The 24,659-nt window shown below is 59.8% G+C and carries 23 protein-coding genes and 1 pseudogene; 6 read left to right on the top strand and 18 right to left on the bottom strand.

Annotation, left to right across the window (positions count from 1 at the left end):
• Positions 1-26 precede the first annotated feature (26 nt).
• Together N2597_RS27635 and N2597_RS27630 are read left to right on the top strand one after the other, a co-directional pair.
• Positions 27-401, top strand: a pseudogene (locus tag N2597_RS27635) (oxidoreductase); the annotation flags it as partial.
• 834 nt (positions 402-1,235) lie between these two features.
• Positions 1,236-2,234 (top strand): AraC family transcriptional regulator, encoded by a 999-nt coding sequence (locus N2597_RS27630; RefSeq protein ID WP_077989025.1) that lies wholly within the window; start codon positions 1,236-1,238, stop codon positions 2,232-2,234.
• A gap of 55 nt (positions 2,235-2,289) precedes the next feature.
• On the opposite strand, the gene N2597_RS27625 is transcribed toward N2597_RS27630, so the two are convergent.
• From N2597_RS27625 to N2597_RS27615, 3 genes are all read right to left on the bottom strand, one after another.
• Positions 2,290-2,565 (bottom strand): hypothetical protein, encoded by a 276-nt coding sequence (locus N2597_RS27625; RefSeq protein ID WP_077989024.1) that lies wholly within the window; start codon positions 2,563-2,565, stop codon positions 2,290-2,292.
• Entirely contained in the window at positions 2,562-4,856 is a 2,295-nt protein-coding gene (locus N2597_RS27620) for an FdhF/YdeP family oxidoreductase (protein WP_183602376.1), read from the bottom strand. The genes N2597_RS27625 and N2597_RS27620 overlap by 4 nt, the downstream gene beginning before the upstream one ends.
• Before the next feature lie 112 nt (positions 4,857-4,968).
• On the bottom strand, positions 4,969-6,882 hold the full coding sequence (locus N2597_RS27615) for a diguanylate cyclase (protein ID WP_183602374.1): 1,914 nt from the start codon (positions 6,880-6,882) through the stop codon (positions 4,969-4,971).
• Between the two features lie 424 nt (positions 6,883-7,306).
• Here N2597_RS27615 and N2597_RS27610 point away from each other — a divergent pair, with 424 nt between their 5' ends.
• Positions 7,307-8,350: an aldo/keto reductase gene (locus N2597_RS27610; protein WP_096764175.1), complete on the top strand. Its 1,044-nt coding sequence runs from the start codon at positions 7,307-7,309 to the stop codon at positions 8,348-8,350.
• Positions 8,351-8,496: 146 nt separating this feature from the next.
• Here the strand turns inward: N2597_RS27610 and N2597_RS27605 are convergent, their stop codons facing one another.
• The 3 genes from N2597_RS27605 to N2597_RS27595 all read right to left on the bottom strand — a co-directional run bounded on the left by N2597_RS27605 (position 8,497) and on the right by N2597_RS27595 (position 10,903).
• Positions 8,497-9,177 (bottom strand): chemotaxis protein, encoded by a 681-nt coding sequence (locus N2597_RS27605; protein WP_225881448.1) that lies wholly within the window; start codon positions 9,175-9,177, stop codon positions 8,497-8,499.
• A gap of 213 nt (positions 9,178-9,390) precedes the next feature.
• Positions 9,391-10,302, bottom strand: a complete 912-nt coding sequence (locus N2597_RS27600) for a PA3715 family protein (protein ID WP_341356268.1) — start codon at positions 10,300-10,302, stop codon at positions 9,391-9,393.
• Between the two features lie 145 nt (positions 10,303-10,447).
• Positions 10,448-10,903, bottom strand: coding sequence for an SMI1/KNR4 family protein (locus tag N2597_RS27595; RefSeq protein WP_341356267.1), 456 nt, complete (start codon positions 10,901-10,903; stop codon positions 10,448-10,450).
• A 169-nt stretch (positions 10,904-11,072) separates the two neighbouring features.
• On the opposite strand from N2597_RS27595, the gene N2597_RS27590 reads away from it, so the two are divergent.
• A complete protein-coding gene (locus N2597_RS27590) occupies positions 11,073-11,288 on the top strand; it encodes a hypothetical protein (RefSeq protein ID WP_183602371.1) in 216 nt (71 codons plus the stop codon).
• An 83-nt stretch (positions 11,289-11,371) separates the two neighbouring features.
• On the opposite strand, the gene N2597_RS27585 is transcribed toward N2597_RS27590, so the two are convergent.
• From N2597_RS27585 to tssH, 12 genes are all read right to left on the bottom strand, one after another.
• A complete protein-coding gene (locus tag N2597_RS27585) occupies positions 11,372-11,593 on the bottom strand; it encodes a hypothetical protein (protein ID WP_183602369.1) in 222 nt (73 codons plus the stop codon).
• Positions 11,574-12,305 carry a pentapeptide repeat-containing protein gene (locus N2597_RS27580; protein WP_341356266.1) on the bottom strand — a complete coding sequence of 244 codons (732 nt, stop codon included), beginning with the start codon at positions 12,303-12,305 and terminating at the stop codon, positions 11,574-11,576. Before N2597_RS27580 ends, N2597_RS27585 begins: the two co-directional genes overlap by 20 nt.
• A complete protein-coding gene (locus N2597_RS27575) occupies positions 12,298-12,600 on the bottom strand; it encodes a PAAR domain-containing contractile injection system baseplate protein (RefSeq protein ID WP_183602365.1) in 303 nt (100 codons plus the stop codon). Before N2597_RS27575 ends, N2597_RS27580 begins: the two co-directional genes overlap by 8 nt.
• A gap of 118 nt (positions 12,601-12,718) precedes the next feature.
• Positions 12,719-13,393: a GAD-like domain-containing protein gene (locus N2597_RS27570; RefSeq protein WP_183602363.1), complete on the bottom strand. Its 675-nt coding sequence runs from the start codon at positions 13,391-13,393 to the stop codon at positions 12,719-12,721.
• 42 nt (positions 13,394-13,435) lie between these two features.
• On the bottom strand, positions 13,436-14,134 hold the full coding sequence (locus N2597_RS27565; RefSeq protein WP_225881447.1) for a polymorphic toxin type 15 domain-containing protein: 699 nt from the start codon (positions 14,132-14,134) through the stop codon (positions 13,436-13,438).
• 137 nt (positions 14,135-14,271) lie between these two features.
• On the bottom strand, positions 14,272-15,231 hold the full coding sequence (locus tag N2597_RS27560; protein ID WP_225881446.1) for a DUF4123 domain-containing protein: 960 nt from the start codon (positions 15,229-15,231) through the stop codon (positions 14,272-14,274).
• 2 nt (positions 15,232-15,233) lie between these two features.
• The gene (tssI, locus tag N2597_RS27555) at positions 15,234-17,705 is read right to left on the bottom strand and encodes a type VI secretion system tip protein TssI/VgrG (RefSeq protein ID WP_183602357.1); all 2,472 of its coding nucleotides are present in this window, start codon (positions 17,703-17,705) and stop codon (positions 15,234-15,236) included.
• 16 nt (positions 17,706-17,721) lie between these two features.
• Entirely contained in the window at positions 17,722-18,225 is a 504-nt protein-coding gene (locus N2597_RS27550) for a T6SS effector amidase Tae4 family protein (protein WP_210282099.1), read from the bottom strand.
• Between the two features lie 13 nt (positions 18,226-18,238).
• Complete coding sequence (locus N2597_RS27545; protein ID WP_210282098.1) at positions 18,239-18,592, bottom strand: Rap1a/Tai family immunity protein; 354 nt, start codon at positions 18,590-18,592, stop codon at positions 18,239-18,241.
• Between the two features lie 138 nt (positions 18,593-18,730).
• Positions 18,731-19,324 carry a hypothetical protein gene (locus N2597_RS27540; protein ID WP_077989012.1) on the bottom strand — a complete coding sequence of 198 codons (594 nt, stop codon included), beginning with the start codon at positions 19,322-19,324 and terminating at the stop codon, positions 18,731-18,733.
• A gap of 78 nt (positions 19,325-19,402) precedes the next feature.
• Positions 19,403-19,879, bottom strand: coding sequence for an Hcp family type VI secretion system effector (locus N2597_RS27535; RefSeq protein WP_009990920.1), 477 nt, complete (start codon positions 19,877-19,879; stop codon positions 19,403-19,405).
• Between the two features lie 41 nt (positions 19,880-19,920).
• On the bottom strand, positions 19,921-22,677 hold the full coding sequence (gene tssH, locus N2597_RS27530; RefSeq protein ID WP_183602355.1) for a type VI secretion system ATPase TssH: 2,757 nt from the start codon (positions 22,675-22,677) through the stop codon (positions 19,921-19,923).
• 231 nt (positions 22,678-22,908) lie between these two features.
• Here tssH and tssA point away from each other — a divergent pair, with 231 nt between their 5' ends.
• Positions 22,909-23,973 (top strand): type VI secretion system protein TssA, encoded by a 1,065-nt coding sequence (gene tssA, locus N2597_RS27525; protein WP_341356276.1) that lies wholly within the window; start codon positions 22,909-22,911, stop codon positions 23,971-23,973.
• Positions 23,974-24,055: 82 nt separating this feature from the next.
• Positions 24,056-24,580, top strand: a complete 525-nt coding sequence (tssB, locus tag N2597_RS27520) for a type VI secretion system contractile sheath small subunit (RefSeq protein ID WP_009991955.1) — start codon at positions 24,056-24,058, stop codon at positions 24,578-24,580.
• Positions 24,581-24,659 lie beyond the last annotated feature (79 nt).

Raw genomic sequence — 24,659 nt, 5'->3', positions numbered from 1 at the left:
ACCGGAAAGCCGGCTGTCTCTGAGGGATCCCAACGTCGAAACTTTTTCCGCGTCTGTTTTCGCCGGTCAGCCTAGCTAGGCGGACACAGCTTGCGCAACCGGATCGTCTTCGGGGCGCATAAGGCAAACATGGCCAGGGACGGCGTGCCTGGTGACCAGCACGTCGCCTATTAAGCCGAACGCGCCATCGGCGGCGCCGGGATGATCGTGGTCGAGCCGATGCCGGTTCATCGCGCCGCCGCGCACATACGCGGAAACTTTCGTCCCGGCGACGACGGCGCCGTTCCTCATTTCAAATGGCAACGACCGCAAGCAAGCAAAATGGTGCTGCCGCGATCCAGCAGCTCTACCATGTCGGCGCGCATGGAGATTCCGACAATTCGTACCGCGCCAGGCACCCTCTGCCTTTCTTCGAGGGCCGGCGAGTCGTTTTGGAGCTTTGAGGCCTAGCGGCGAAGACGGGAGAGCGTGAAGCGCCAGCCTGTACATTTTGCGCAGGAGCAGTCCAGACTGCGTCGCGAAAAGCCGAACGATCGACAATATCGACGCGCGACAATTGCTCCATGGCTGCGGAACACTAAAGTAATCGAGACCGGGGCCATGATGGTCTACGGTCTGAAGCCAAACCCCTCTATCGATCACCCCAAATGATGGGAGGGGCTCATTCATACGCACTCCATCCCGTGCGTATGCCAACTGCCTGTCAGCCTGCCGAAGGCTATCTCGAGCGGTCCACTTTAGAACCTTCGGCAGGCGACGTTTGCATTGCGCGTCGAAGCTCGCGGTCTGTGCAAGCTGGCTAATCGTTTAATCATCGGAATGTCCCTAAAAGCAACAGCGCCAAGGCTTGCCAAGTGCTGCCGGTTCTGTCAGTTCCTGCCAACCGGCCAGGAAAGTCCGACGGATGGGCATTGTCGATAAAGCCTTCAAAAACTTGCCTTTTCCAGCACCTGCCAGGTTCGGCGTCGACTCGAATTCGCTTGGCCGAACACCTATTAACGTCCGCATCAGGTTGAAGCTTGGCTGCTTCGCCATCATCTGCTGTGCTGAGCCTTCATTTTCGCTAATATGCGCTCAGGTCTCGCACTTCCTTCCATCCATCAGGTCCTGACGAAAGTGCGAAGGAGAAAGGCGATGTTAGCAAACGCGGTGAGAAAGAGGGACGTACATCATCTCGATCTCCATGCGACCGACGCCTCGCGCCGTGTTCGGTCAGAAGAAATGACGGGAACAGCATGACGGAAGACAGCGCAAAGCCATTCTCCTTCCGATTCCATGGTTCGTCCTTCGACAACATGGTGGAAACCCTGGGGGGTGCATTTGGCGCGTTCGATGCCGAGCCCGTCGGCCGCGCCAAGGACTTCCATTGGGGATTGGATTTTTCGGTGGCGAACAGCGCGGTCCTGCTGACCGGCTATCATGAGGCGGAGTTCCAGTTCAACATCGAGCCGACCGTCAGCACGGCCGAATATCTGTCGCTGGTCGTCCCCCGTCGCGGCGGCATGGGGGTGACCTATGGAGCGCGCAAGGCCGAAGCCGGGCAAGGAAAATTGCTTCTCTACAACAATTTCGAACCCGATAGCGTTCTCATGCATGGGCAAGGGAACGTCATCGACGAACTGCTGATCAACTGGCCCGTTATCCTCCAGACAATCGGCCAGACTTTCGAAATGCCGTTCAGTGGATCGCTCGACCTGCTGCCGGAACTGGACCTGTCGACACCGGTCGGCCGGACGATCGGCAATCTCACCGAAACGATCATATCAGGGATGCGCGACGACGGCCCCTTGCTGCAGTCGCCGATCGCCATGGCGCACATGACTCAGGCGCTGTCCGATCTGGTCGTGCGCATGGTGCCGCACCGGCTGTCGCATTTTCTCGAAAAGGGGCCGGCGCTGATCGCTCCGAGGCATGTGCGCAGGGCGATCGAGTTCATGCAGGCCAATATCGATCAACCGATCACCATGCCGAAGGTGGCCGAAGCGGCCGGCGTCTCGAGCAGGGCGCTCGAAACCGGTTTTCGCGCCTTCAAGGGTACATCTCCCGCCGCCTATCTGCTGATGCTTCGTCTGCGCGCGGCGCGGCAGGACCTGCTCGATCCCGAAAGCAAGGAGACGATGAAGGCCATCTGCCTCAAATGGGGCTTCTTCCATTTCGGCCGCTTTTCCGCGGTCTACCGGACGACCTATGGGGAATACCCCTCAGACACGAGGAAGCGCGTCAGCCACCGATAAGCCGGCCTGCATCGCAGTCATCGCAAAATCACTGCACAAGTTTGGCCGACATGCGTCAGGGATTGGCCAATCTGTAGAACACTCTCATCGTTCTCGGATCCCGCTTGACGATCTCAAGCGTGTCATCTCGCTCGGCAAGCGCGTTGAGTTCCCGCAGCACAAGCGCATGCGCGATCCCCAGCTTGCGTGCAAAGGAGCGGCTGTCAGTTGCTATGTTGAGCTCCGCGGCGACGAGCAGACCGGCCTGGATCGAGGTCAGCCCCGCATTCCTGGCTTGCGCCGCAGCGACAAGGACAAGAAATCGGCCGGCGTCGGATGCCTCTTCGCTCACGCGGCATGTCGCCGGCGGAAGGAAACCATGATTGATTTCGAGGTCGGCGTGTCGCTTTCATCGCCGGCGCTGCCAAGCGGCACGAGCACGTTCAACTCGGGATAATAACCGGCGATGCTGCCTCGCGGAATGTCATAGGGGACAAGGCGGAAATTCCGCGCGACGCGCTCGATGCCGTCATCGTGCTCGCCGACTACATCGATGCGGTCGCCGGCCTCGGCATTCATCGCCCTCAGATCTTCAGGATTTATGAAGATGACCTGCCGCTCTCCGTAGACGCCACGGTATCGGTCGTCGAGGCCGTAGACGGTGGTATTGTACTGATCGTGCGAGCGGAACGTCTGGAGGGCGAAGCGTCCCTCGCCTTTTCGCGCGCGCTGATGCACCGTCTGCTCGGGAAGCGCCTGGCAGGAAAATGACGGTTTGCCAGTGGGCGTCTGCCACTGCCGATGGGCGGCGGCATTGCGCAGATGGAAGCCGCGCGGCTTGCGCAGGCGCCTATTGTAGTCCTCGAAGCCGGGAATGGTCGCCTCGATATGATCGCGGATGCGATCGTAATCCTCGGCAAGTTCCGCCCAGTCGACCACGGAAGGGCCGACCGTCGCTTGCGCAATGCCGGCAATGATGGCGACTTCCGAGAGAAGATGCGGTGAGGCCGGACGATTGATGCCGGCGGAACCATGCACCATGCTCATCGAATCCTCGACGCTCACGAGCTGGGAATTGCCGGCCGCGTTGAGGTCCATCTCGGTCCGTCCGAGGCACGGCAGGATAAAGGCCGTCTCGCCGGGCATCAGATGCGAATGGTTCGGCTTGGTCGCGATATGCACCGTCAGTTTCAGCCGCCGAAGCGCTTTCTCGACGAGGGTGCTGTCGGGTGTGGCGCGGGCGAAGTTGCCGCCAAGCCCGATGAAGGCCTCAGCCGAGCCGTCGAGCATCGCCCCGATCGCGGAAAGCACGTTGTGGCCGTGCAGGCGCGGGACCGTGAAACGGAAATGCTTCTCCAGCGCATCGAGGAAATCGTCCGAAGGCTGTTCGTTGATGCCGACAGTTCGGTCGCCCTGCACGTTGGAATGGCCGCGCACCGGGCAAAGGCCGGCGCCGGACCGGCCGATATTGCCGCGCAGAAACATGAAGTTGGCAATCTCTCGGATCGTCGCCACTGAATGCAGATGCTGCGTCACGCCCATCGCCCAGGTGCAGATGACCCGTTCGGCAGCAATATAGACATCGGCCGCCCGTTCGATCTCCTCTCGGCTCAACCCCGATTGATCTTCGATGTCGGCCCAGCTCGTCGCCTCCACTGCCCCCCGGTATTCGGCAAAACCCGCGCAATGTTCGACAAGAAAGGCATGATCGAGAACCGGCGGCAGACCGGCGGCGACGGCCGCGTCTTCCGCAGCCAGCACGGCCTTTGCCATTCCGCGCACCGCAGCCATATCACCGCCGAGTTGCGGCTGGAGATAATGGCTGGCGATATCGGTCGAACCGCCCCGCAGCATTTCGATCTTGTCCTGCGGATCGGAGAAGCGCTCCAGGCCGCGCTCGCGGATCGGATTGAAGACGACGATGCGCGCGCCGCGAAGCGCTGCCCGGCGCAGGTCGCCGAGCATTCTCGGATGGTTCGTGCCGGGGTTCTGTCCGATCACGAAAATCGCGTCGGCCTCCTCGAAATCCTCCAGCAGAACGGTGCCTTTGCCGACGCCGACCGCCTGGCGCATGGCGATGCCGCTGGCCTCGTGGCACATGTTGGAGCAATCGGGAAAATTATTGGTGCCGTAGATGCGCACGAACAGCTGATAGAGGAAGGCGGCCTCGTTGCTGGCCCGGCCGGACGTATAGAATTCCGCACGATCGGGATTATCGAGGCCCTTGAGGATGCTGCCGATCTCGGTAAAGGCATCCTCCCACGCCACCGGCAGGTAGCGGTCGCTTATTGCATCATAGCGCATGGGATGGGTAAGGCGGCCGTTGAGCTCAAGTTCGTAATCCGACAGCCGGCGAAGCTCGGATACCGTATTTTCCGCGAAGAAAGCCGGCGTTGCCCGCTTCTCCGTCGCTTCCCAGGCGACGGCCTTGACCCCGTTCTCGCAGAACTCGAACGAGGATCCGTGTTCCGGGTCGCCCCAGGCGCAGCCCGGGCAATCGAACCCATCCGGCTGGTTCGCTTTCAGCATCGTTCGCGCCCCAGCGATCGGCATCCCGCTTTGAAGCAACTGCTTCCCGCAGCTCTTCAAAGCGCCCCAGCCGCCGGCTGCCGCCGATTTCTTCCCAATGAATTTTGTGTCCATGCGCCCCTGTATTGCCGAAGCCGGACAAACATCAAGGCCTTACAAGCGATGGTTTGATAGAAAAATCCTATCGAGCGCGCGCAGCTCTCCGGGAGGTAAACAGGATTGCGGTCTAACCGGTTTCCTTGAGCGCATGCCCGTTCTCGCGCGAATGCGCCAGGATGCGGTTGCGGCCTTGCGTCTTGGCCTCGTAGAGTGCGGTATCGGCCTCGGCGAGTAGACGGTTGGGGCTGGCGCGCAACGTTGCTCCTGTCGCGCAGGATATGCCGATACTGGCGGTTACACATCCGAATTCGCTGCCGGAATGAAGGATATTCTCCTTGGCCAGTCGGCGGGCGAATTGCTCGGCGACGATCATTGCCCCCTTGGCGCTGGTGTCGGGAAGGAACACCACAAATTCCTCCCCACCATAGCGCGCGACGATGTCCGCCGGCCGGCTGACGGATTGGCGCAGGCACTTGCTGACGACGCGCAGGCATTGGTCGCCGGCCGGATGCCCATAGGTATCGTTATAGGCCTTGAAGCGGTCGATATCGACCATCAGCAGGCTGAAGGGCGTGTTCTTCCTGGCGCTGCCGGCGGTCTCACGCGCGAAGATTTCATCGAAGGCGCGGCGATTGACGATACCGGTCAGCCCGTCGGTCTCGGCCAGATTCCTCAATTGCTCCGCCGACAGCCTGAGCGCGATTTCCGCCTGCTTCGTCGCCGTGATGTCCGAGACGACAGCCATCGCCGTGCCATCTTCGGCAAGTCTCGTGCGAATGCTGCGCCAGTCGCCGTTGTGTAGCTGAACCTCTTCGTCCTTGTTGCTGTGCAACGTCGCGCTGGTCAGCTTGATCCACTCTTCCGGATCACCCTCGACCACGCCCGGCCGCTCGCCGGTTTCAACGACACGGCGCAGGATGTCGCTGATATGGGCGCCGACCACCCGGGCATCGCCGGACAGCGGAAAGGCGCTGCGGTACTGATCGTTGCAAAAGATAAGAAAACCCTTGCTGTCGTACATGGCGATACCATCGGACATGCCGGCCATTGCATGCGACAAGAGGTTCTTGCTTTCACGCAATTCACGCTCCAAGGCCGTGCGCTCGGTCACATCTCGTGTCACGCCGGCCAGGCCGATCACTCGGCCCTGCCTGTCCCGGAGCGGCACCTTGGAGGCAAGCAGGAATCTGCCTTCAATATATTCGGTGGAATCGATCAGCGGCACGCCGGTGTCTATGACCTGCTGCTCGAGATAATAGAGTTTCTCGGCGAGCGGCCGCGACATCAGATTGAAATCCGACAATCCGATCATCTCCGCCGTCGTCCTGAACCGGAAAAGCCGGGTCATGTTTTCATTGACGGTGATGAAGCGGCTGTTTCGATCCTTCACATAGAGATAGTCGGGCGACTGCGAAAATGCCGTCACCAATATGCTGCGTTCGAGCTCCCAGTGCTGTGTCTTCAGCAGAACGGAACCGCCCAGAACGGTTGCTAGGCAATTCAACGCGGTCAGGGGAAAACCGACGCCGGCGAGCACATGAGCGGTCACGAGAGTGGGAAGCAGAGCCATGGATAGAACCAGTGCAACGCCAAGGGCGAGGCTCAGCAGCGCAACGTCCATGAGCACCGGAGATCTCTTGCGGGTCCAGAAATGGCCGGCCACACCAATGCCGGCAGCCACGGCCATCGTGACGATCCCGTCGAGCATCGCCGTGCCGCCGACGGCAAATCGAAAGGCCATCGCCAGCGATGCGGCAAAAGCCGCCGCTATCGGCCCGCCGAACATGCCGGCCAATGCCAGCGGCGAAAATCGCAGATCGATATAGATGCCCGGATGAAACTCAACGGCCAGCAATATGGATCCGATGGAGGCGCCGCCGGCTATGATTCCGAAGGCGATCCTCTCCTGCATGAACGACCGGCGCTGAAACTGAATCGAAAAGAGCGCCCAGAGCGACATTGCCAGGGATACGAAGGAAAGGTTGCCACCGAATTGCGTCCAGATGCCATTCACTGCGTTGGTTCCACCTTCCCAAACCATGTAACGAACCTGTTATACGACGATACTGGTTTGAGCTTCGTTAAATCGGAGGGTGACCAATACTGCGTAGTGTTCCACTTGTGTGCGAACATCTTGTCGCCGCAAGGGTTCGCCGGCGCGCGCGGCCGCAATGCGCGGCATCGGCGGTCGCCAATCCCGTACCAGACGCATGCCGAGCTACACCGTATCGGTTTGCCCTTGGGCGTGCGATCCCAACGCGAGCGGTTGATACAGACCAGCCGGACTCCGCGCCATGAGCACCGGAAAGGCGATGATATCGACAGCCCGTGTAGGAGCGCCATATTATCTGTCACGTCGCGATAAGTGAGGGCCTGCGGGAGCGTTCGCGGTCGAAATCAAACCCTCAAGCGGGACGATAAAGCTCGTACCGGTGGCAGGCAATTTCAGGGTAATGGCAGTTGACATGAAGACGCGACACTGGGATCGCAGGGGAGACAGCGGGCTCACTTTTACGGAACTCGGGTTTGGCACGGCGCCGCTCGGCAATCTCTATCGAGCAATCACCGATGATGCGGCGGCAGCCGTATTGGATGCAGCCTGGCGATACGGCATCCGCTACTTCGACACCGCACCGCTCTACGGGCTTGGCCTCGCGGAAAGGCGGGTCGGCCATTTCCTTGCGACGAAAAAGCGCGAAGACTTCGTGGTGTCGACAAAAGTTGGACGGATCTTGAAGGTCTGCCGACCCGAACAGCGGACCGGCATCGGCAAATTCTTCGATACTCCCAGTCGTCGGGAAGTTTTCGACTACAGCTACGATGGCGTCATGCGATCGTTCGAAGCATCTTTCGAGCGCACCGGTCTCGACAGCTTCGATATTCTGTTCGTACACGACCTGGATGTCTTCAATCACGGCACGCAAGCAGCCTGCGACCACTATGTCGGGCAATTCATGGCCGGTGGATACCAGGCAATGATCTCGCTGCGCGACCAGGGAGTCGTGAAGGCGATCGGTGGCGGGATAAACGAGTGGGAGATGTGTCAGGCGCTGGCCGAACGGGGGGATTTCGATCTGTTTCTGCTTGCCGGACGCTATACTCTGCTTGAGCAGGAGGCATTGGAATCCTTTCTCCCCATGTGCGAAGCCCGCGATATCGGCATAGTGCTTGGCGGCCCGTATAATTCCGGCATCCTGGCGACGGGGCCGATTGCTGGCGCACAATATAATTACTCCGACGCCCCTTCCGAAATCGTCGACAAGGTCCGGCGAATAGAGCAAGTCTGCCGGAAGCACGACGTCGCCCTGGCAGATGCGGCGCTCAACTTTCCGCTCTTCCATCCGGCTGTCGTTTCCGTCATCCCAGGTGGCCAGTCGGTCGATCAAGTTGCGTCAAACGCCCGCGGGCGCAGCACACCTATCCCTTGCGCCCTGTGGGAAGACCTGAAGATGCTTGGCTTGATGCGCGCGGACGCGCCCGTCTGCGAGGGATCGAACGGAACGGGCTGACCTACCTGTTCCTGGCGCTGGTCGGACCGCAAATCTTTCAAGTGGAGGTCCGCCTGCTTCGCTGCGAGGCCGCTATGGCTGACGGCAAGCTCGTGTTTTGCGGCATGTCACCGACCATGTTCGCCCCGATGGCCGCGCAGGCCTTTTCAGCGGCGGAACCCGTTCAGCGCCTCGGCGAGCCTCAGCCAAAGATCGTGTGGCGGCGACGGAACCGGTCGCGAACCATCGTCCGAGCACCGGATTTCGCCACCAGTCTCATCCGGCCCCACCGTGGCCAGCATTCGCCGGAATTTTGAAGCCTTGTTCGTAAAACGCTCCGCCCCCTGTTCGCCGAGCACGGTGCGGACTGTCGCCATGGCAAGATTGAAGTTCTTCTGCAGCGGTCCAAATGCGCCGCGGTGCTTGTCCCGCATGCCGCGATGGAGATCGCCTTGGGCGAGAGCGGCCATCGCATCGTTGAAATCATCGAGGTTACTGCCGATCGACGACATCAGTTCATTGAGCATCGTCGCCGAACGCCTAAAATTCGGGTCCGTATAGTCGGCATTCATTCGCCGCGTCAGATCGCCATTCATGGCACCATCGGCGAATGCCGCGATGTCAGCGCAGAATCGGGCCTTCTGATCCTCGAGGTCCACCGCGTTTTCGGGATCGCGAGGATCCCGGCCTTGATGCGTCGTGTTCGGTCCGGAGCCGTTCATGTCTCGACCACGCACCAGCCTTAGCGCAACACGCCGCCGTCGTCGGACTCGTGACGGATCAAGAGAGCAGCACAGCCATGCACCATATTCTATTCCCCACTGACCAATTGCGCCGCTGCCGCTCATGAGTGCGCCGGCGCCAGCTTTGCCAAAAGCAGGACCATCCAAGGCAGCGACGCTTTAAAAAAGTCCTTCCTTGCCCCTACTGCCGGATAATTGCCGCGCAGAACGGACAGCATCAGCGCTTTTTGACCCTGATCCGGCAGCCTGCAGCCATGGCGTCGGATCATCGCCGCCGGTTCGATGCGCAGCCTGGCGCACCATCCCGGTCAGCTCCTCCTAATCGACCCGCTTCAGGTCTTTGGGAACGCCATATCCCGATCCGTCGTACCGCAGCCGGTACTTGCGGGTCGTCGTCTCATCTTCGCTCTTGCAACCATTATCCGTTCCGACCGTGTTGACGGATGTCCTCGTTTTCTCTGTGACAACGATGTCGGCAATCGTGTCTTTCGCTGATGGAACCATCGAAAGCGTGCGGGTGGTTTCGCTAAACTCACCGGCGCAGACGGTATCCCATTCTCCCTGACTTTCGCCGACGACAATATTGTCGAGAACCGGCTTTAGCCGATCACCTTCGATCGAAAAAAGCCATAAGGTCGTTTCACCAAATGGATTGGCGCGCGAGCTGCCATCCCGCGAAACACGCAGGCCGAAAGCCGTTCTCTTCGGCGCGAGCTGATAACGTGCGGTATCGAAGGCGACGCTTCGTACACGAAAGGCGTCGTCGGACATAAGGCCGTCAAGACGCAGCCGCTGCCTTACTTGCAGGTTGGTGCTGTCGACGACGAGCAGTTCGATATCGCCTTCGTTTTCCGAATCCGACTGCTCCGTCATCAACGGAACCGCAATCAGCGTCAGCTGGGGTTGAGCCGGCCAAACCCGGCAGATCACCGCATGCGGATCGCCATCAACACCGTCGCCCTTGGCTAACGTGAGGGTTGCCCCCTCGAACAGAAGAGTACCATCATCGGCATTTGTCGCGCTCGGATAGGCCCGCCGAATGATGTCTGCCGTACGGCCGGCGCATTCATTCTGCCCCGCCAATCCCGCCGGAGCGCCGAGCCCGATCAGGACGATCGGTGCAAAGAACAAGGTACGGACGTTCGAAAACCGCTTCATATTGATCCTCAGCAAAACCAGCCATGCAAAGCGTGACCTGCAGCATACGGATCGCACCAAAGCCAGGCGCACGTCAATTCTCACCGGCTCACCTCCCTTCGCAAAGACAGCAATGTCTAGGATTGCTCGTCAAGCAGCCGTGGCAGGTCTGCCGTAGAGGGCGTGTCTGGACACCCTGACGAAACTTTCTGTCCACTGCTTTGAAAGGGGCAGCGGCCTATTCGAAGTCCTTTGCCCGATCCTTCCAGTATTCGCTGATGAATTCACGTGACGGTGGCGAATCCTCCTCGTCGCCATCGAATTCCGGGCCACCTTGTTCGCGCGCTTCCAGAGTGCGCCGCACTTCGTTGCGCAGGAACTCGCCAAAGCTCTCCGCAAGCTTGTCCTTGCCGTTCGCGTATCCGCCAGCGGATACCTCGTAGACCGGCGCCTCGCCGTCCGCGGTCGTCTCGGCGCAATCCATCACAAAGAAGGGACCATAACCCGCCGTCAGAAACGGGATCATCGTCTCGCTGATCCGACCATCGGCGCGCGCTCGTTCCGTGGCATACACAACATTGGTAATGAACTTCGCGTCGATACCTTGGGAGAGCCAAGCGTAAATCTCAACCGTGTCGAACTCGAGCGCTCCATATTCGGAGAGCATCTTCTTATACGACACCGGAAGCGACACGCCGAGGCTCGATCTGCTTCAAATCCTCCCCGGTCGCGCTCCTCGTCCCGAGAATATCGATCCCGTTGTCTCGCAGGCTGCGGATTGCATCATCATACATCGCGGTGCTCATTATCTACTCCTTTGTCCGGTCCAAAGAGCTTGGCGCTGCCCCTATGGAGGCGGCCCATTGCCGAAATCCGACGCCCTGGAGCGCCAATATCTCGACCGGAAAGAGCCAACAATTCTGATCCTTCGCCACATCGTGGCTGTCGGTGCCCACCCCCTTGAGATGGAAATCGGCGGCTTTCACCAAGAGTCGCCAAAGACGCGCGCTTGGATCAAGCAGCTTCTCCAGGAACGGCGCGAAGCCGCCGACTGTCCGATCTCCGGCTGTTATTGCTAGTCTTCGTAGCTGTCCCACCAAGCCGATTGGGCAAGATTTCTCTTGGGTCGCTCTCAAAGGTGGACCACCAATCCATCGTCCCGCTAATTTTTCCAGCGCGGATCGGCCAGCATCTGTGCCAGACGCTCCATTCCCTTCGGCTTTAACAGTTCCCTGAAGTCGTCCTCATTGACAATGCCGAAATTGGAATCGGCGGTGTATTCACTGGTGAAAATGCCGCTGAGCGCCACGTTGCCTAAGCCCGGGTCGGCCTGGATCGCGCGGTCAAGATCGGCGATGAACTCCTTATAGCGGCTTGATCGCATGGATCTTCGGGTTTTCCGGCGCAGTGACATCCGAAACGTGGGTGTTCGGGAAGATGCTGAAGTTGATTGTCGCCTTGCTGAAATCCACCGCCTGCAGGCGGCTCGGCTTGTCGGTGTAATCCCGGCCGAATACGACGTCGTCGAGCTTCCCGACAAACTTGCTGTGGAGAATGGTAACCTGCCGGAATTCGGCGCGGTCCAGCTTGCAATTCAGGAACGATGCATTTTCAAAAACGGCGAAGTCCATACCGCTTGCCTGCATGCTGCACTTCTCGAAAACCACGTCTTGAAAAGCGTTCGCATTGGAGGCTTGGTCAGCACCGAACGAAAAACTTCTCATGTCACAGGAAATGAACTTGCAATTGCTGTAGCGGCTTTCCCAGTTCTGGATCGCGAGCTGGCAATTTTCGAAAGTGCAATCTTCCAGCACGGCGCCGGTGAAGGTGAGGCCAGTTACCGAGCAGTTCTTGAAGTGAATGCCGCGCCAAGTCTTGTTCTTGACGTTAAGGCTGAAGGGTACGATCTGCGTTGAATATTTTTTCTTGCTGCGAAGGCGCTCGTCGGGAGAAAGCTCGATGTCGGAAAAACTCGCACCCTGTCCCGAAGCCAGGCCCGCCTCGATTGCAGATACAAACTCTTGCTGCGTCATGAGATGGTTCCGCCAGTGCCAAGAAGTACTGTCCCAGATCGACTTTCTCGGTCGGCTAATCAAACGTCAGCCAAGGAACTCCTTGCACCAGCCGACCTCCGTGCTCGCAGGCATCGCCGAAGCGGGCGATCTTTTTTCCGCCAATATTGGCAATCGACGATCCGCTGGTAATGCCGGCGGTCGTCGGCACGCCCGTGCAGGTGCACCTGTCTCCCACCGTTGCGATTGGTACGCCTTCGACGCAGACGAACGACTGGGATGTCGAAGACACGGGTCCTCCAACATGCGGCCGCGGCCCGGGATCAAACATCGGGCAAACATGCATATGGCCCTTAAGCGTGACCGGACGACCGACCATTCTGAGAATTCCTCCATTCCAACGGTGCGGCTGCAAACCTGTTTAGGCACATCGAGTTGCACATGACCAATGAGCCGGCTTCAGCATCCTCAAGTATCTGAGATCTGCTTGCTCATCATTATGCACCAACTTCGCGGATTGCCGGGACATTGGGTATGGTGGTGTTATAAAGAGTGAATGGCGTGGCTTGAGCCGCAATCGTCATGGCCGGGAGCGCACTTGCCGGACGGAGATTGTCGACGATAATCGGTCCGCCGAGGGCCGGATGAAGTTTGGGCGCGTAGATCTGCCCCACTTCCAACTCCCCATGCGCAAGCAGCAGGCGTTTGAACATCGGCTTTCCGTTCTCGTCCGGATTGTCGTAGGATTCTGCGTTGACGCTGCCGATTACGATACCCAATGTGATATTCGAATCCATGTCAGGTTCGGGCGAAAACAGTTCCGGACAACTGACGCGCCCATACAGCATATTGATTTCGACCACTTTATAATCTTCGTTCCAGGCAACCAATTCCCCGAAAGCTGAAAAACCGAGGACATGTGTTCGTTCGGGCTTCAGGTCCTGGTCGCCCCCAAGAACCAATGACAAGACAGATTTATACTCTTCCGGATTGCAAAACTGAAAATATCCACGCAACCATTTCCCTGCGGAATATAGGCGCATAAAGTCTAGAAAACTATCCGGAATACGACCACGGTAAGCCTCCAGAGTGGCGGATGCTAACCGCGATCCGCCCAGCGGTTCTCCAAAATCCTTCAAAGCATTCTGATAGGTAATGAAAAGCTCGGTCATCGCTTCTGCCTTTATTTCGGTGCGCACATTTCATCCGATCGATCATGACATCGGGACATCGGACGGGTTACCATTTCCAGGCCCGGAATCCCCGGGAGAATTACTACCGCCGTCTTGCGATGAGGACTTTCCTCCGTTTTGCGCGCACTCTTCAAGTGTGACGTTCATTTTTTTCCCTTGTTTCGCGGCATTCTCCGCGTGCTGCCGCAACTGAGCGGCGCGTCGCCCCTTCCATTGAGCCCCGAGAGAACTGTTGATGGTCTTATTGCCCATGCCGGAAATAGAGCCGTCCCCCCCTGCGACTAGGTCAAGCGTATGCGTTGCTGCAAGATTGGCCATTTCTTTGGCGACGTCGCTTGCGGCTAGCTCTCGGAAGTTGTTCTTACCCTCCTTCAAGTATTGCCGCTCAAGCTCTCTCGTCCTCTGCGTCCGATATGTGTCCCGGGTCAACTTCCGACCGGCGGCATCGCCGTCTGGACGTCCGTATTTTGCGAAGCGATCTATATTCTGAACCAGTTGGCCCGGATCCATGCCGTTGATGGTATCCTGCTGTTCCTTGAGCTGCCGCCTGAACTCGTTAATTTGATCGGGCGTCGATCCTTCCGGTGGATTGAAGCAATCGATCTCTCCACAGTCCACGCAGGGCTTTGCAGCTTCCTGCTCCTTGGTCTCGGTCTCGGCTGCTTCGTTAGCATCTTCCATGTAGCTCGCGATGGCTCCTGCCGCCGCGCGGCCTGCCATGCCCCCGACCCTCGACCCGATTGCACGACCGATCCAGGCTCCAACCGGCCCACCAAGAATGCCTCCAATGACGCCGCCTAAAGCGCCGCCTGCGATTTGACCACCGTACTGTCCTACAGTTTCTGCTGCCACTGAGGTCATGACGCCGCCCCATTGAAGGCGTTGCCGGAGCGTAGCGCGTCGACCGTATGGCCGATCAGTTGCTTGACCCGGGTGTCAGGCGAGACTCCCTTTTCCTGGATATAGCTTCGTACTTCCGGAAGATCCGCCGCCTTGCCGTCCGACACAACCATTAGATATGCCCAACGCGCACGCCCGCGTTCGGTCCGAATCCCCAGCTCATCGGCAGTTCGCTCGCTGGCCAGCGTGGCCCCCCACACGAAATCGTCGTCCACGCCCAAAAAATGCGGCGGCGTGTTCTTTTTCAAGAAGCGCGCGATCCGCAGCCGCGAGGAATGAAGCATGGCTGCCTTCAACCTCTCCATCTGATCCGGTTCCAGCCGGAGCGGACCGATGGTCGCATCCGGCATGTTGTCAGCCTTACGCGCCCGCCGAACACCCCCATAATCCGGCCCATTGAAAACGACGCCATCTGCCGGCCCGAGAAAACGGGTGAACTGCGACCTTGTGAGGATCGGCAGCACCGCGCCGAGAACATTGGGATCCCAGTGGCGGAAGAGAACCCGCTCATAGCGCTGCTTTTCCGTCCCGCCCTGCTGTTCACCCCCCACGCCTTCGCGTGGAATCATGACCTCGTTCAGCGTCCGGAGATGTCGGTAGAGTGCGTCTGGCCCTGCAGGGCACGACCAATAGACCGCGCAGTTGTGATGCGTATCGAGCCATTCGACATGTGATCGCATCGATGCCGACAACGCCTCGGCCATCCATGGTCCTGCACGACGAAAATCGAGAGGTACCCCCTCCAGAAACAGCGAGCGGCAGGATATTGCTTCGGACGCAAGTGCATCCGGCAGATCGTCAAAGGCGCCGCCGTCCAGCACCACGACGACAGGCCCGTTCATCTCATCGACAGCCTTCCTTAGCACTCGAGCAGGCTCGGCGATGTCCGGCAGATCGATTACTGGGGTCGCTTCCATCATCACATCCTTACAAATGGCGTGGACGACTTCGACATCTGCCGCAGGCAAGACGGTTCCTGGCCGGGACCACCTTTCTTGAAGTTGATTTGATTGCCTTCGATATCGATCTTCAATGCATAGAGGCGGATGCCGGTCTTGTTGATTTCGATGTAGCCGCCGGGAGCGGACAAGAAGATCTTGTCTTCCGCGAAGACTTCCCACACCTTTGATTCACCGCGGTATTTTTCACCTGCCACGAGACCATATAGCTTGCCGACATTGACGGTGATCTTCTCGCCAACGACCGTGCCCTGGGCTTTTCCGATATTGGTATTCTGTTCCTCGCCGATCGTGACGTTCTGTACCTTTCCAATCGCCAGATTCTGCTGCTTGCCGACGTTGATCATCTCCGTCTGGCCAATATTGGTGACCTTGCTCACCCCGATCTGCTCAGCCTTCGCGACACCGACGCTGGTGGACTGAAACGATCCGACAATCGTGTTCATGATGCCTGGCAACGGAAACAGGTTCGAGGCGTCCTCCCCGACGCCGGTACCGGAGCCGGCAAGAGCGGTGCCCGCATCGGAGCGCGGGCTGGGACCTGAGACGACGCCCTGGCGGCTACCAAGCCCGCCAATACTCAGGAAGCCCAGCGCAGAGGAAGCAAGCGTACCGACAAAAGCACCAAGGCCAGGCCCGCCGCCACCGGCAATCTGACCAGCCTGTGAAAGCAGGCTCGCCGTCTGTCCCGCCATTCCCTGCACGGAACCCATCAGCGCCATCGCCATCGGCCCGGTGCCGCCGACGACGGTGTTCATCGAACCGCCGACTTCGTGTTTCTGGTTGCCGCCCACTTCGACCGTCCGGTTGGCGCCGATCGCCGAGACCTCGTGGCGGTCGATACGCTTGGTGCGGTCGTTCAGCACGCGCGTCGTCTGGTCCTTCTGGGCATGGAAGAACATGTTCTCCTGGCCGGCCTCGTCTTCGAAGGTCATTTCGTTGAAGCCGGTGCCCTTATGGGTGTTCGAGCGCATGACCATGCGCGTCTTGTTGGCCGGCAGGTCGTAGGGGACGGTGTTGCTCGGATTGGGGACCACGCCTGTCACCAGCGGCCGGTCGGGGTCGCCGTCGACGAAGGCGACCATCACTTCCATGCCGATGCGCGGGATAACCTGGGCGCCCCAGGTGCCGCCGCCCCAGACCTGGCTGACGCGCACCCAGCAGGTGTCGGAACCGTCCTTCTTGGCCTTGCGGTCCCAGGGGAACCACAGCTTGATGCGGCCGTATTGGTCGGGATGGATCTCCTCGCCGGCGGGGCCGGCGACGATCGCCACCTGCGTGCCCTCGATGCGCGGCCGCTTCGTTTCGCGATGCGGCGTCATCGGCACCCGCGACGGTACGGCCTCGAAGGTGTTGGTATATTCCGGCTCATTGCTGTTGGTCTCATAGGAGCGGTCGACGACGGTATGGGTCGCCTTCACCACCACATGCTCCTCATAGACATGGTCGGGGTGGGCGACCTCATAGGGGGTGAAGCGGCGTCCCGCCTCCAGGATGCGGGATGTCGAGCCGCCAAAGACCCGGTCGTGATCGGCTTCGGAGGCCTGCATCCTCAGTTTTTCCGCCCGCTCCGCCTCGGCGACGGAGGAAATGCGCGCCGGATATTCGTAAAGCTCGCGCCTGGTTGCTTCCGGCATCTGCACCAGCGATGGCGTCATCGTGCCCGGCACCATGCGCGGGGTTTCGAAGTTCCAGTCGGCGCCGGCGCGCTGGCCCGGCACGTAGGAATAACGCCGGCTCCATTCGGTGATATGGTTACGGTCGGCCGAGCCCTGCGCCAGGCGGACCTGGCCCTCGCCCTGCGCCGATGGCGACGGGCCGAGCCAGGATCGGGCGCTGTCGGCCACATGCAGCTTGTGTTTGCCGTCCTCGTGGGAGAACCAGTAGAACAGGCCGTCCTCTTCGAAACGGCGGGTGAGGAAGGCAAGATCGGTTTCGTTCCACTGCACCGAATAATGCTGCGGCGGTGGTGGCGTGATCACGCCCGACGTGTCCGGCGCCGGAATGCCGTGCTCGGAAAACAGCGTCTCGACGATGTCGATCGAGGTCTTGTCCATCCAGATGCGGCAGTCGGAGCGGCGCGACAGCAGCCACATCTGCGGCCGCAGCACCATGGAGTAGGAGCGCAGCCCGCGGGTGATCGGCGGCCCCTCGTTGAGTTCGGTCACCAGGCCGTTGAACGGCCGGCGCACGGCGCCTTCGCCATCGCCCTGTTGCACTTCCACGGAGACATCCATCAGCCGGCCGATCAGCTCCTCCGGCTTGACCGACGGCTTCTTGGCGCGCGCGGAAACCTTGATTTCGAAGAGCGACGAAATACCTTCATCGATCGTCACGCGCTCCGGCAGAAGTTGGTCCTCGCCGAGCGGCGAGACGATCTTCAGGATACGGTTCGCCTGGATGAAGTCGGCGGCAGAGGGCTGATCGTTCATGAGTTGACCTCAAACCTTAAGACGTGCGGCTCGACAGGAGCGGCCAGAACCAGATCGACTGGGATTGGTAGTAGCAGGAAGAGGCGCACTGAGCCGCGTCGGCGGCCCCGATGACCAGATCGATATGCCCGCCACCGCGATAACCCGGTATGCAGTTGAAGGCGACGACGCCCTTGCGGGCTCCAATGCCGGATTGCGCCGTCGCGGAGGTGTAGGATTCGTAAGTGCCGAGATAGCGTGAGGTCGCCAAAAGATCGGCGAGCCGGCGCATGGAGACCTCCAGGCCCTTGTTGGCGTGTGGGCCCTTGAGGATATTGTGAGATTTCGGGGAGATCTTGATGCCGGACCTCACGAAGGCGAGGCTGACGCGCACGGCGCAGGTATTCGCGTAGAGTGGATTGTTTAGAAGCGCGTCCCAACCAAGCTCGCGAAAAAGATCCTGCTGACTGACATAGTTAGGCCGATATGTGGTGCTGCTCGGATAATTGGCGTAAAGCTCATCGAAAGCTACGTTGATCATGTCGGCTCCAAAATCATTTTTCTTTGCAGGGAAAGGATTTGCTGAGCGCAGCGGAGACAGAGATCGCAGCATTCTGCTGCAGAGCCTCCGGTGCCAATGTTTGCAGATGGCTGAAGACGCGGTCCGTCAGCTCGTGAATGAGGACACTGCCTTCAATGCACCAGGTCTTTCCATCTGTCGCATCGGCAACGCCGGCCACGTAGGCCGCGCCACGCTCGTACGAGATTTGCCGGCGAAGTTCCGGATTCGTGATATCCGGCGCGGCATCGCCCTTGAGCGCTTCCAGGAGCTGCTGGTTGCTCATGCGCCAGATATCGGACTGCTGCGCTTGGACGGGCACGGCGCCGACAAGCAGCAGGATGGCCATGACAGGCCCCATCCAGCTATCGTGCTTCCCCGCATTGCGCAAATTAGGGCCATTGCCGAGCGAAGACTTCATCCACCAGCTCACAAAATCAAAGAGTTCAGATTGCCGACGACATATCGTTCATCGATAGAGACCTTCTCAGCCTACGGCCGCAGCAGATGCTTCCGAGAAGCGTTTCAGAAAGCCGTCGACAAGGGTGCGCCGGTCGAAATAGTGAAGAAGTTCCAACCGATTGTTGTTGCCGTTGAAATAGGCCGCGGCCATCGGCCGTTCCCCGGTCTTCTGGATGAAAGTCACCGCCGGATTGCCGTAGAGCAGACGCGTCGGCGCCGGATCCTCGCCGTAGATGCGAAGGAAATTCAACGTGACGGAGGTCTTGTAGTGCTCCAGCGCCTTGGCTGTGAAGATATTCTTCTTGCCGAGATAGCGGTGCATCACCGTCGTGCGGCCGTTTGGGCGGGCCGTCAGCTGCGTTCCGGATTCAAAGAACTCCGATAGCAGTTCCCTCACGCCCGGCGAACCCTGCAGCTTGCGGCCCTTGAAATAAACATCTTCGCCGATCGCAAGCGTGTAGACGCTGCGCATCACCTGAAGATGACTGGTACCTAGCCCCTTGACACCCTTAATTTTGAAGCTGGGCGCCACCATGCCGAAAACACTTTCGTCGAAGACTTCCTCGACGATAAGATGGTAGTTCGTCAGTTTCACATTATCGATGTCCAATCCGCTCATGGGAAAGACTTCCTTCAGCCCGCGACGACAATGAAGTGAGCGGACGCCATCGTGAAAGGCGCCCGCTCCAGTCGGATATTAAGCGGCCTTGGTGGTCGCCAGATCGTAGGAAGCGATCATCGGCGACTGCGGCGAGTGCTTGTCGTCGTAAGGCGTGTACTTCACTTCCATCTTGGTGAAGTTCAGCTTGATCGTCTCGACCGGGCGGTCACCGTTGGAATCGATCGAGTAGCTGGCGATCAGCGTGTTCTCGAGCGAATACTCGATATAGGTGTCGCCGGGATTGCCCGTGGTGACGAGATGGATGACCGAGCGCTTGCCGGTGCGGCCCGAGCAGGCCTCCTGGAAGAGCTTGGTCGACGAGGAGTCGCTGACCTTGGTGAGGATCACTTCCGAAACGGTCGGCTCGGAAGCTTCGCGGTTGGCCGCCGAACCAGCGGAGGTGTTCATGTTGCGGGAAACGTTCCAGTGGATGGCTTCGATATCCATCCACTTGCGATGCTGTTCGTGGGTCGCATCACCCTGGATACCGTCGATCTGAAGATAAATCGGCATTCTGTAAGCTCTCCTATTGGCGGTTGAGTGCCTAGTTGCGTCTAAGGCGTAGTCGCCTTTCTTCGTCCTGCTCCCCGAGCGCGTTTGCGGCTCGGGGCTACTTCATCCGACAACCGGCTTTCCCCCGGCGTGCCGAATTCCTGGGGGGCGGCCTCTTCGGCATCGAGGCCGAAGCGTTGCCCATCGTAACCGATGGTGATCCCCGTAATTTTCTTCCCGGCCGCGACGGCATCGAGGAAAAACGTCGAAAGAACAGGCAGGAGGTCGCGGGCGATCATGACCTCGATCGCGCGGGCGCCCATCTCGCTGGTGCGGGCGCGCGAAATCAGCGCGTCGCGGGCTGCCGGCGACAATGAAAGCGTCGTCCCGTAAGTGGCGGCAACTCGCTCGCGGATTCGGCCGATCTGGATGTCGACGATGCCCGACAGCGTCTCCGGCCCAAGCGGCATGAAGGGCAGCACGGTCGTGCGGCCGAGGAAGGCCGGCTTGAAATGCTTCTGCAATTCCGGCAGCAGCATCGCTTCCAGCGCTTCCGCCTCCGGCATCGTCTCGGGATCGGCGGCAAGGGCTGCGATCATTTCCGAACCGGTGTTCGCCGTCATGACGATGGTGGTGTTCTTGAAATCGATGTCGCGACCTTCGCCATCACGCAGCGTTCCCTTGTCGAACACCTGGTAGAAGATTTCCTGAACGCCGGGATGGGCCTTGTCGATCTCGTCGAGCAGCAGCACTCCATAGGGCCTGCGCCTCACCGCCTCGGTCAGCACGCCGCCTTCGCCGTAACCGACATAACCGGGCGGCGAGCCGAGAAGCATGGAAATCTTATGCTCCTCCTTGAACTCGGACATGTTGATGGTCGTTAAATAGCGGCTGCCGCCATAGAGCATGTCGGCAAGCGACAGCGCCGTCTCGGTCTTGCCGGTGCCGGACATGCCGACCAACAGAAAAACGGCCGGCGGCCGGCGCGGATCGGAAAGTCCGGCGCGCGAGGCCCGCATGGCCGAAGCGATGCGTTCGATCGCCGCGTCCTGGCCGAGCACCCTCTCCTTCAGGCGGGCATCGAGCGTCTTGACGGTTTCGATCTGGTCCGCCAGCAGCTTGCCGACAGGAATTCCGGTCCAGCGGGCAACGATTGATGCAACGACGTCCTTGTCGACCACACGCGGCAACAGGGCCGTTTGATCCGCCACCGCCGCGAGTGTCCGTTCGGTCACGGCAAAGGCGGCGCGGGCGGCTTCCGCGGTCATGGCCTGCGGCGGGAAAGGCGCAACATTCGTGCCGTCGCCACTGTCCGCCGGCGCCAACGGGACGATGGCATCGTCCGGCGAAAAGAATTCCTCCAGCCGGTCGGCCTCGCGGACGAGCCGGTTTTCTTCCTCGAACTGCGACCGGAGCGCTTCGATCTGCGCAACGATCTGCTGCTGCTTGACGGCGATTTCGCCAAGCCGGGCGGCCTTTTCCGGTGTCTCGGGTTCTCGCGCAAGCCAGTTTGCCTCGGTTTCCAGGAGATCGCGTTCGTCGGTAAGCTGTTTCAAAGCCTCCGGCCTCGTCTGGCGGGCCAGCGCCACGGCGGCGGCAGCCGTGTCGATCAGGCTGATCGCCTTATCGGGAAGCTGCCGGTCCGGCAGGTATCGCGCCGAAAGGCGGACGGCGGCGACGATCGCCTCGTCGCGGATACGCACCTTGTGATGGATTTTAAGGCTTTGTGCCACGCCGCGCAGCATCCGGATTGCGGCCTCTTCGTCCGGCTCGCGGACATGCACGGTCTGGAAGCGGCGGGTCAGGGCCGCATCCTTCTCGATGAAGCGCTTGTATTCGCTCCAGGTCGTTGCCGCGATCGTCCTGAGTTCTCCGCGCGCCAAAGCCGGTTTTAGGATATTTGCGGCATCGCCTTGCCCTGCCTGTCCGCCGGCGCCGATCAACCCGTGCGCCTCGTCAATGAACAAAATGATCGGTTCCGACGACGTCTTTACCGCGTCGACCACGCCATGCAGGCGCCGTTCGAACTCGCCTTTGACGCCGGCGCCGGCCTGCAGCAGGCTAAGATCCAGCAGCAGCAGCTTCACATCCTTCAGCCGGGCCGGAACATTGCCGGCGGCGATCTCCAATGCGAGCGCTTCGGCAACCGCGGTCTTGCCGACACCCGCCTCGCCGACCAGGATCGGATTGTTCTGCCGACGGCGCGTCAGGATATCGATCAGCTGCCGCAACTCAGCGTCGCGGCCAATGACCGGATCGATGCGGCCCGCGCGGGCGTCGGCCGTCATGTCGTGCGTGTAGAGCCGCAGAAATTCATTGCCTGCCGATGTCGCGGTGGGCACGGAAAGCTGGTCCGACGGGCCGGAGGCCTTTTCCAGCAATTTGTCGAGCATTGCCCGGTCGAGATTGCGTATCGAGGGAGCAATGCCGCGCACAACCACCCGCAATGCCGAATCGCCGGTCAGGGCGGCGAGCAGATCGGCCAGCATCACGACATTGCGGCCGCACTGCAGCGATGCAACCAGGAAGGATTCCCGGCCAAGGGCCAGCAGATTGGGGGAGAGCGCCAGCGCGGCGCCGTCCTCCCGCGGAATATCGGCGATCGCCGCGTCCAGCTCCGATCTCAGCATTTCCGAGGAAAGCTTGAGCTCCTCGAAAACGGCCGAAAACGCCGCAATATCAAGAAGGGAGCGAAGCCAGTGCACGACATCCACGACAGCATGCTGATGGCGCACGGCGAGCGAAGCCGCTGTCTCAAGACCGACACGTAAATTGGGCTCAAGCGTTCTTATCAGACGATTGAGATCGACATTCGACATCCGCAAGTCCCGTTTATTCGACGAAATTCAGTGCGTCCTCTTGATGCGAAGCAACAACTAGGGCGCTCATAAACCCTTGTCCAGAAGAAAAACGACTCTATTTTTCGAAATGAGAATATCTGGAAGTCGTCATAAATTCGTCATCATCGAGAGATGGTTGACAAGCCAATACAAGCCGCACAAAATGTTGGACCGCCGCGGTATGTTTTGATTTTCGAGGTATTTAACAGCGTGAATGTCAGAGAAATCATAAATCCACTTGAACAAAATTATCCGTGCGGAAAAAACGTTCGGACCAATACTGCATCACGTGAAATATACTATAGAATTAAAGACGCCAGAAACGCCGCACGTACAGCCGAACGTAGTATTTCACCAGGTGACGTTATTACGCTTGCACCCGCTTGGCACGATGTTAGCAATCTTGGATTGCAAATTCTTTCTTCCAGGAGCAAGGACATAGAAGTATTGGCCTGGCTCGCCGAAGCGCAGCTGCGGCTGCGCGGCTTCTCAGGATTGCGCGACGTCTATGTTGCAACCGCGTCGCTTTTAGACAAGCATTTCGACACTTTGCACTCGATCGGAGACAACGATTTCGAGGAGCGGTTCGCTCCCTTTGCGGGTCTTAACGGCGTGGGCGGCGAAGGAACGCTTATCCAGGCTATTCGTTTGACTTCGTTGATCCCGGACGGAAAATTCGCTCAGTTTTCGCTCTGGGATTTCCAGCTTTCGCAGCGGTCGAACGAAGCCGAGCGGCGCAAGGAATTGCAGCAGGCGGCGGCAGAAGCCGGTGTCGCACAGATGTCGGCCCATCTCAGGGTGGTGACAGAGTGCATCGCCGCTTTCGACCGCATGATCGAAATACTTGATCATCACTGCGGGGATCAGGCGCCGCCGAGCTCCAATACACGCAATGCTTTGCAGGAAGCAGCCTCTGCAATCCGGATGCTCGCCGGCATCGAGGCTCCCTCGGCCATATCCGAAACCCCTGCCTCGCAAGGCTCGGAGCCGCTGCCGGCAACCGATATCGGTGAGTCCGAGGCCGTCCGCATGCGGCCCGTCGGCGCCGAGATGATTCGTTCACGCGAAGAGGCCTTCGAACTGCTCGCTGCCGTTGCGCGCTATTTCCGTCGCACCGAACCCCATTCACCGATCTCCATGTCGATCGAGACCTTGGTGCGCCGCGGCCGCATGGATTTTTCCGAGCTACTTGCCGAGCTCCTGCCTGAGCAGCACACGCGCAATGCAGTGCTGACGGCGGCCGGCATACAGCCCGCAACCGACAAGGGAGGCTAGCGGCCTGAGGTCGGGCCCTGCCCGGCCGCAATCTGGAGCATCCGCAATTCGTAATCCGCCGATGAGACGAAGGAGAGCCTCGATGGCAAGTGTACATGAGAAACTGGAACGGGTTCGCAAGCCGCGGGTCCATATCAAATATGAAGTCGAAACCGAAGGCGCGATGGTGGTGAAGGAGCTGCCTTTCGTCGTCGGCGTGCTCGGCGACTTCTCCGGCAATCCGACGCAGCCGCTCAAGGCTTTCGGCGAGCGCAAGTTCGTGCAGATCGACCGCGACAATTTCGACGACGTCATGCGCCGGATGACACCGGGCCTGACGCTTTCGGTCGAGAACACTCTCGAGAAAGACGGAACGGAGCTTCCGGTTTCGCTGAAATTCGAAAGCATGGCCGATTTCGAACCCGGCGCGGTCGTCGATCAGGTGCCGGCGCTGAAGGCGCTGCTCAACGCCCGCAACCAGCTGCGCGACCTGATGAGCAAGGCGGACCGCTCCGAGGAGCTCGAGCGCCTGCTCGAGGACATCCTGCAGAACAAGGCCGATCTCTCGCAGCTGGTGGCCCAGCTTGGCGGCGGCAAGGCCGAAGAGGCGAAGGACGTGCTGAATTGAGTGCCTGGGATCGCAGGCCGATCGCGGCCGCGCGAATTCCTGAAGAGTCGTTGTCCGGCAGCGGCCCCTTGTTAAGGGA

It is taken from the genome of Rhizobium sophoriradicis, from assembly GCF_025200795.1.
In the GTDB taxonomy this organism is placed as follows: domain Bacteria; phylum Pseudomonadota; class Alphaproteobacteria; order Rhizobiales; family Rhizobiaceae; genus Rhizobium; species Rhizobium sophoriradicis.
This window is presented reverse-complemented; position numbering and strand designations above follow the sequence as displayed.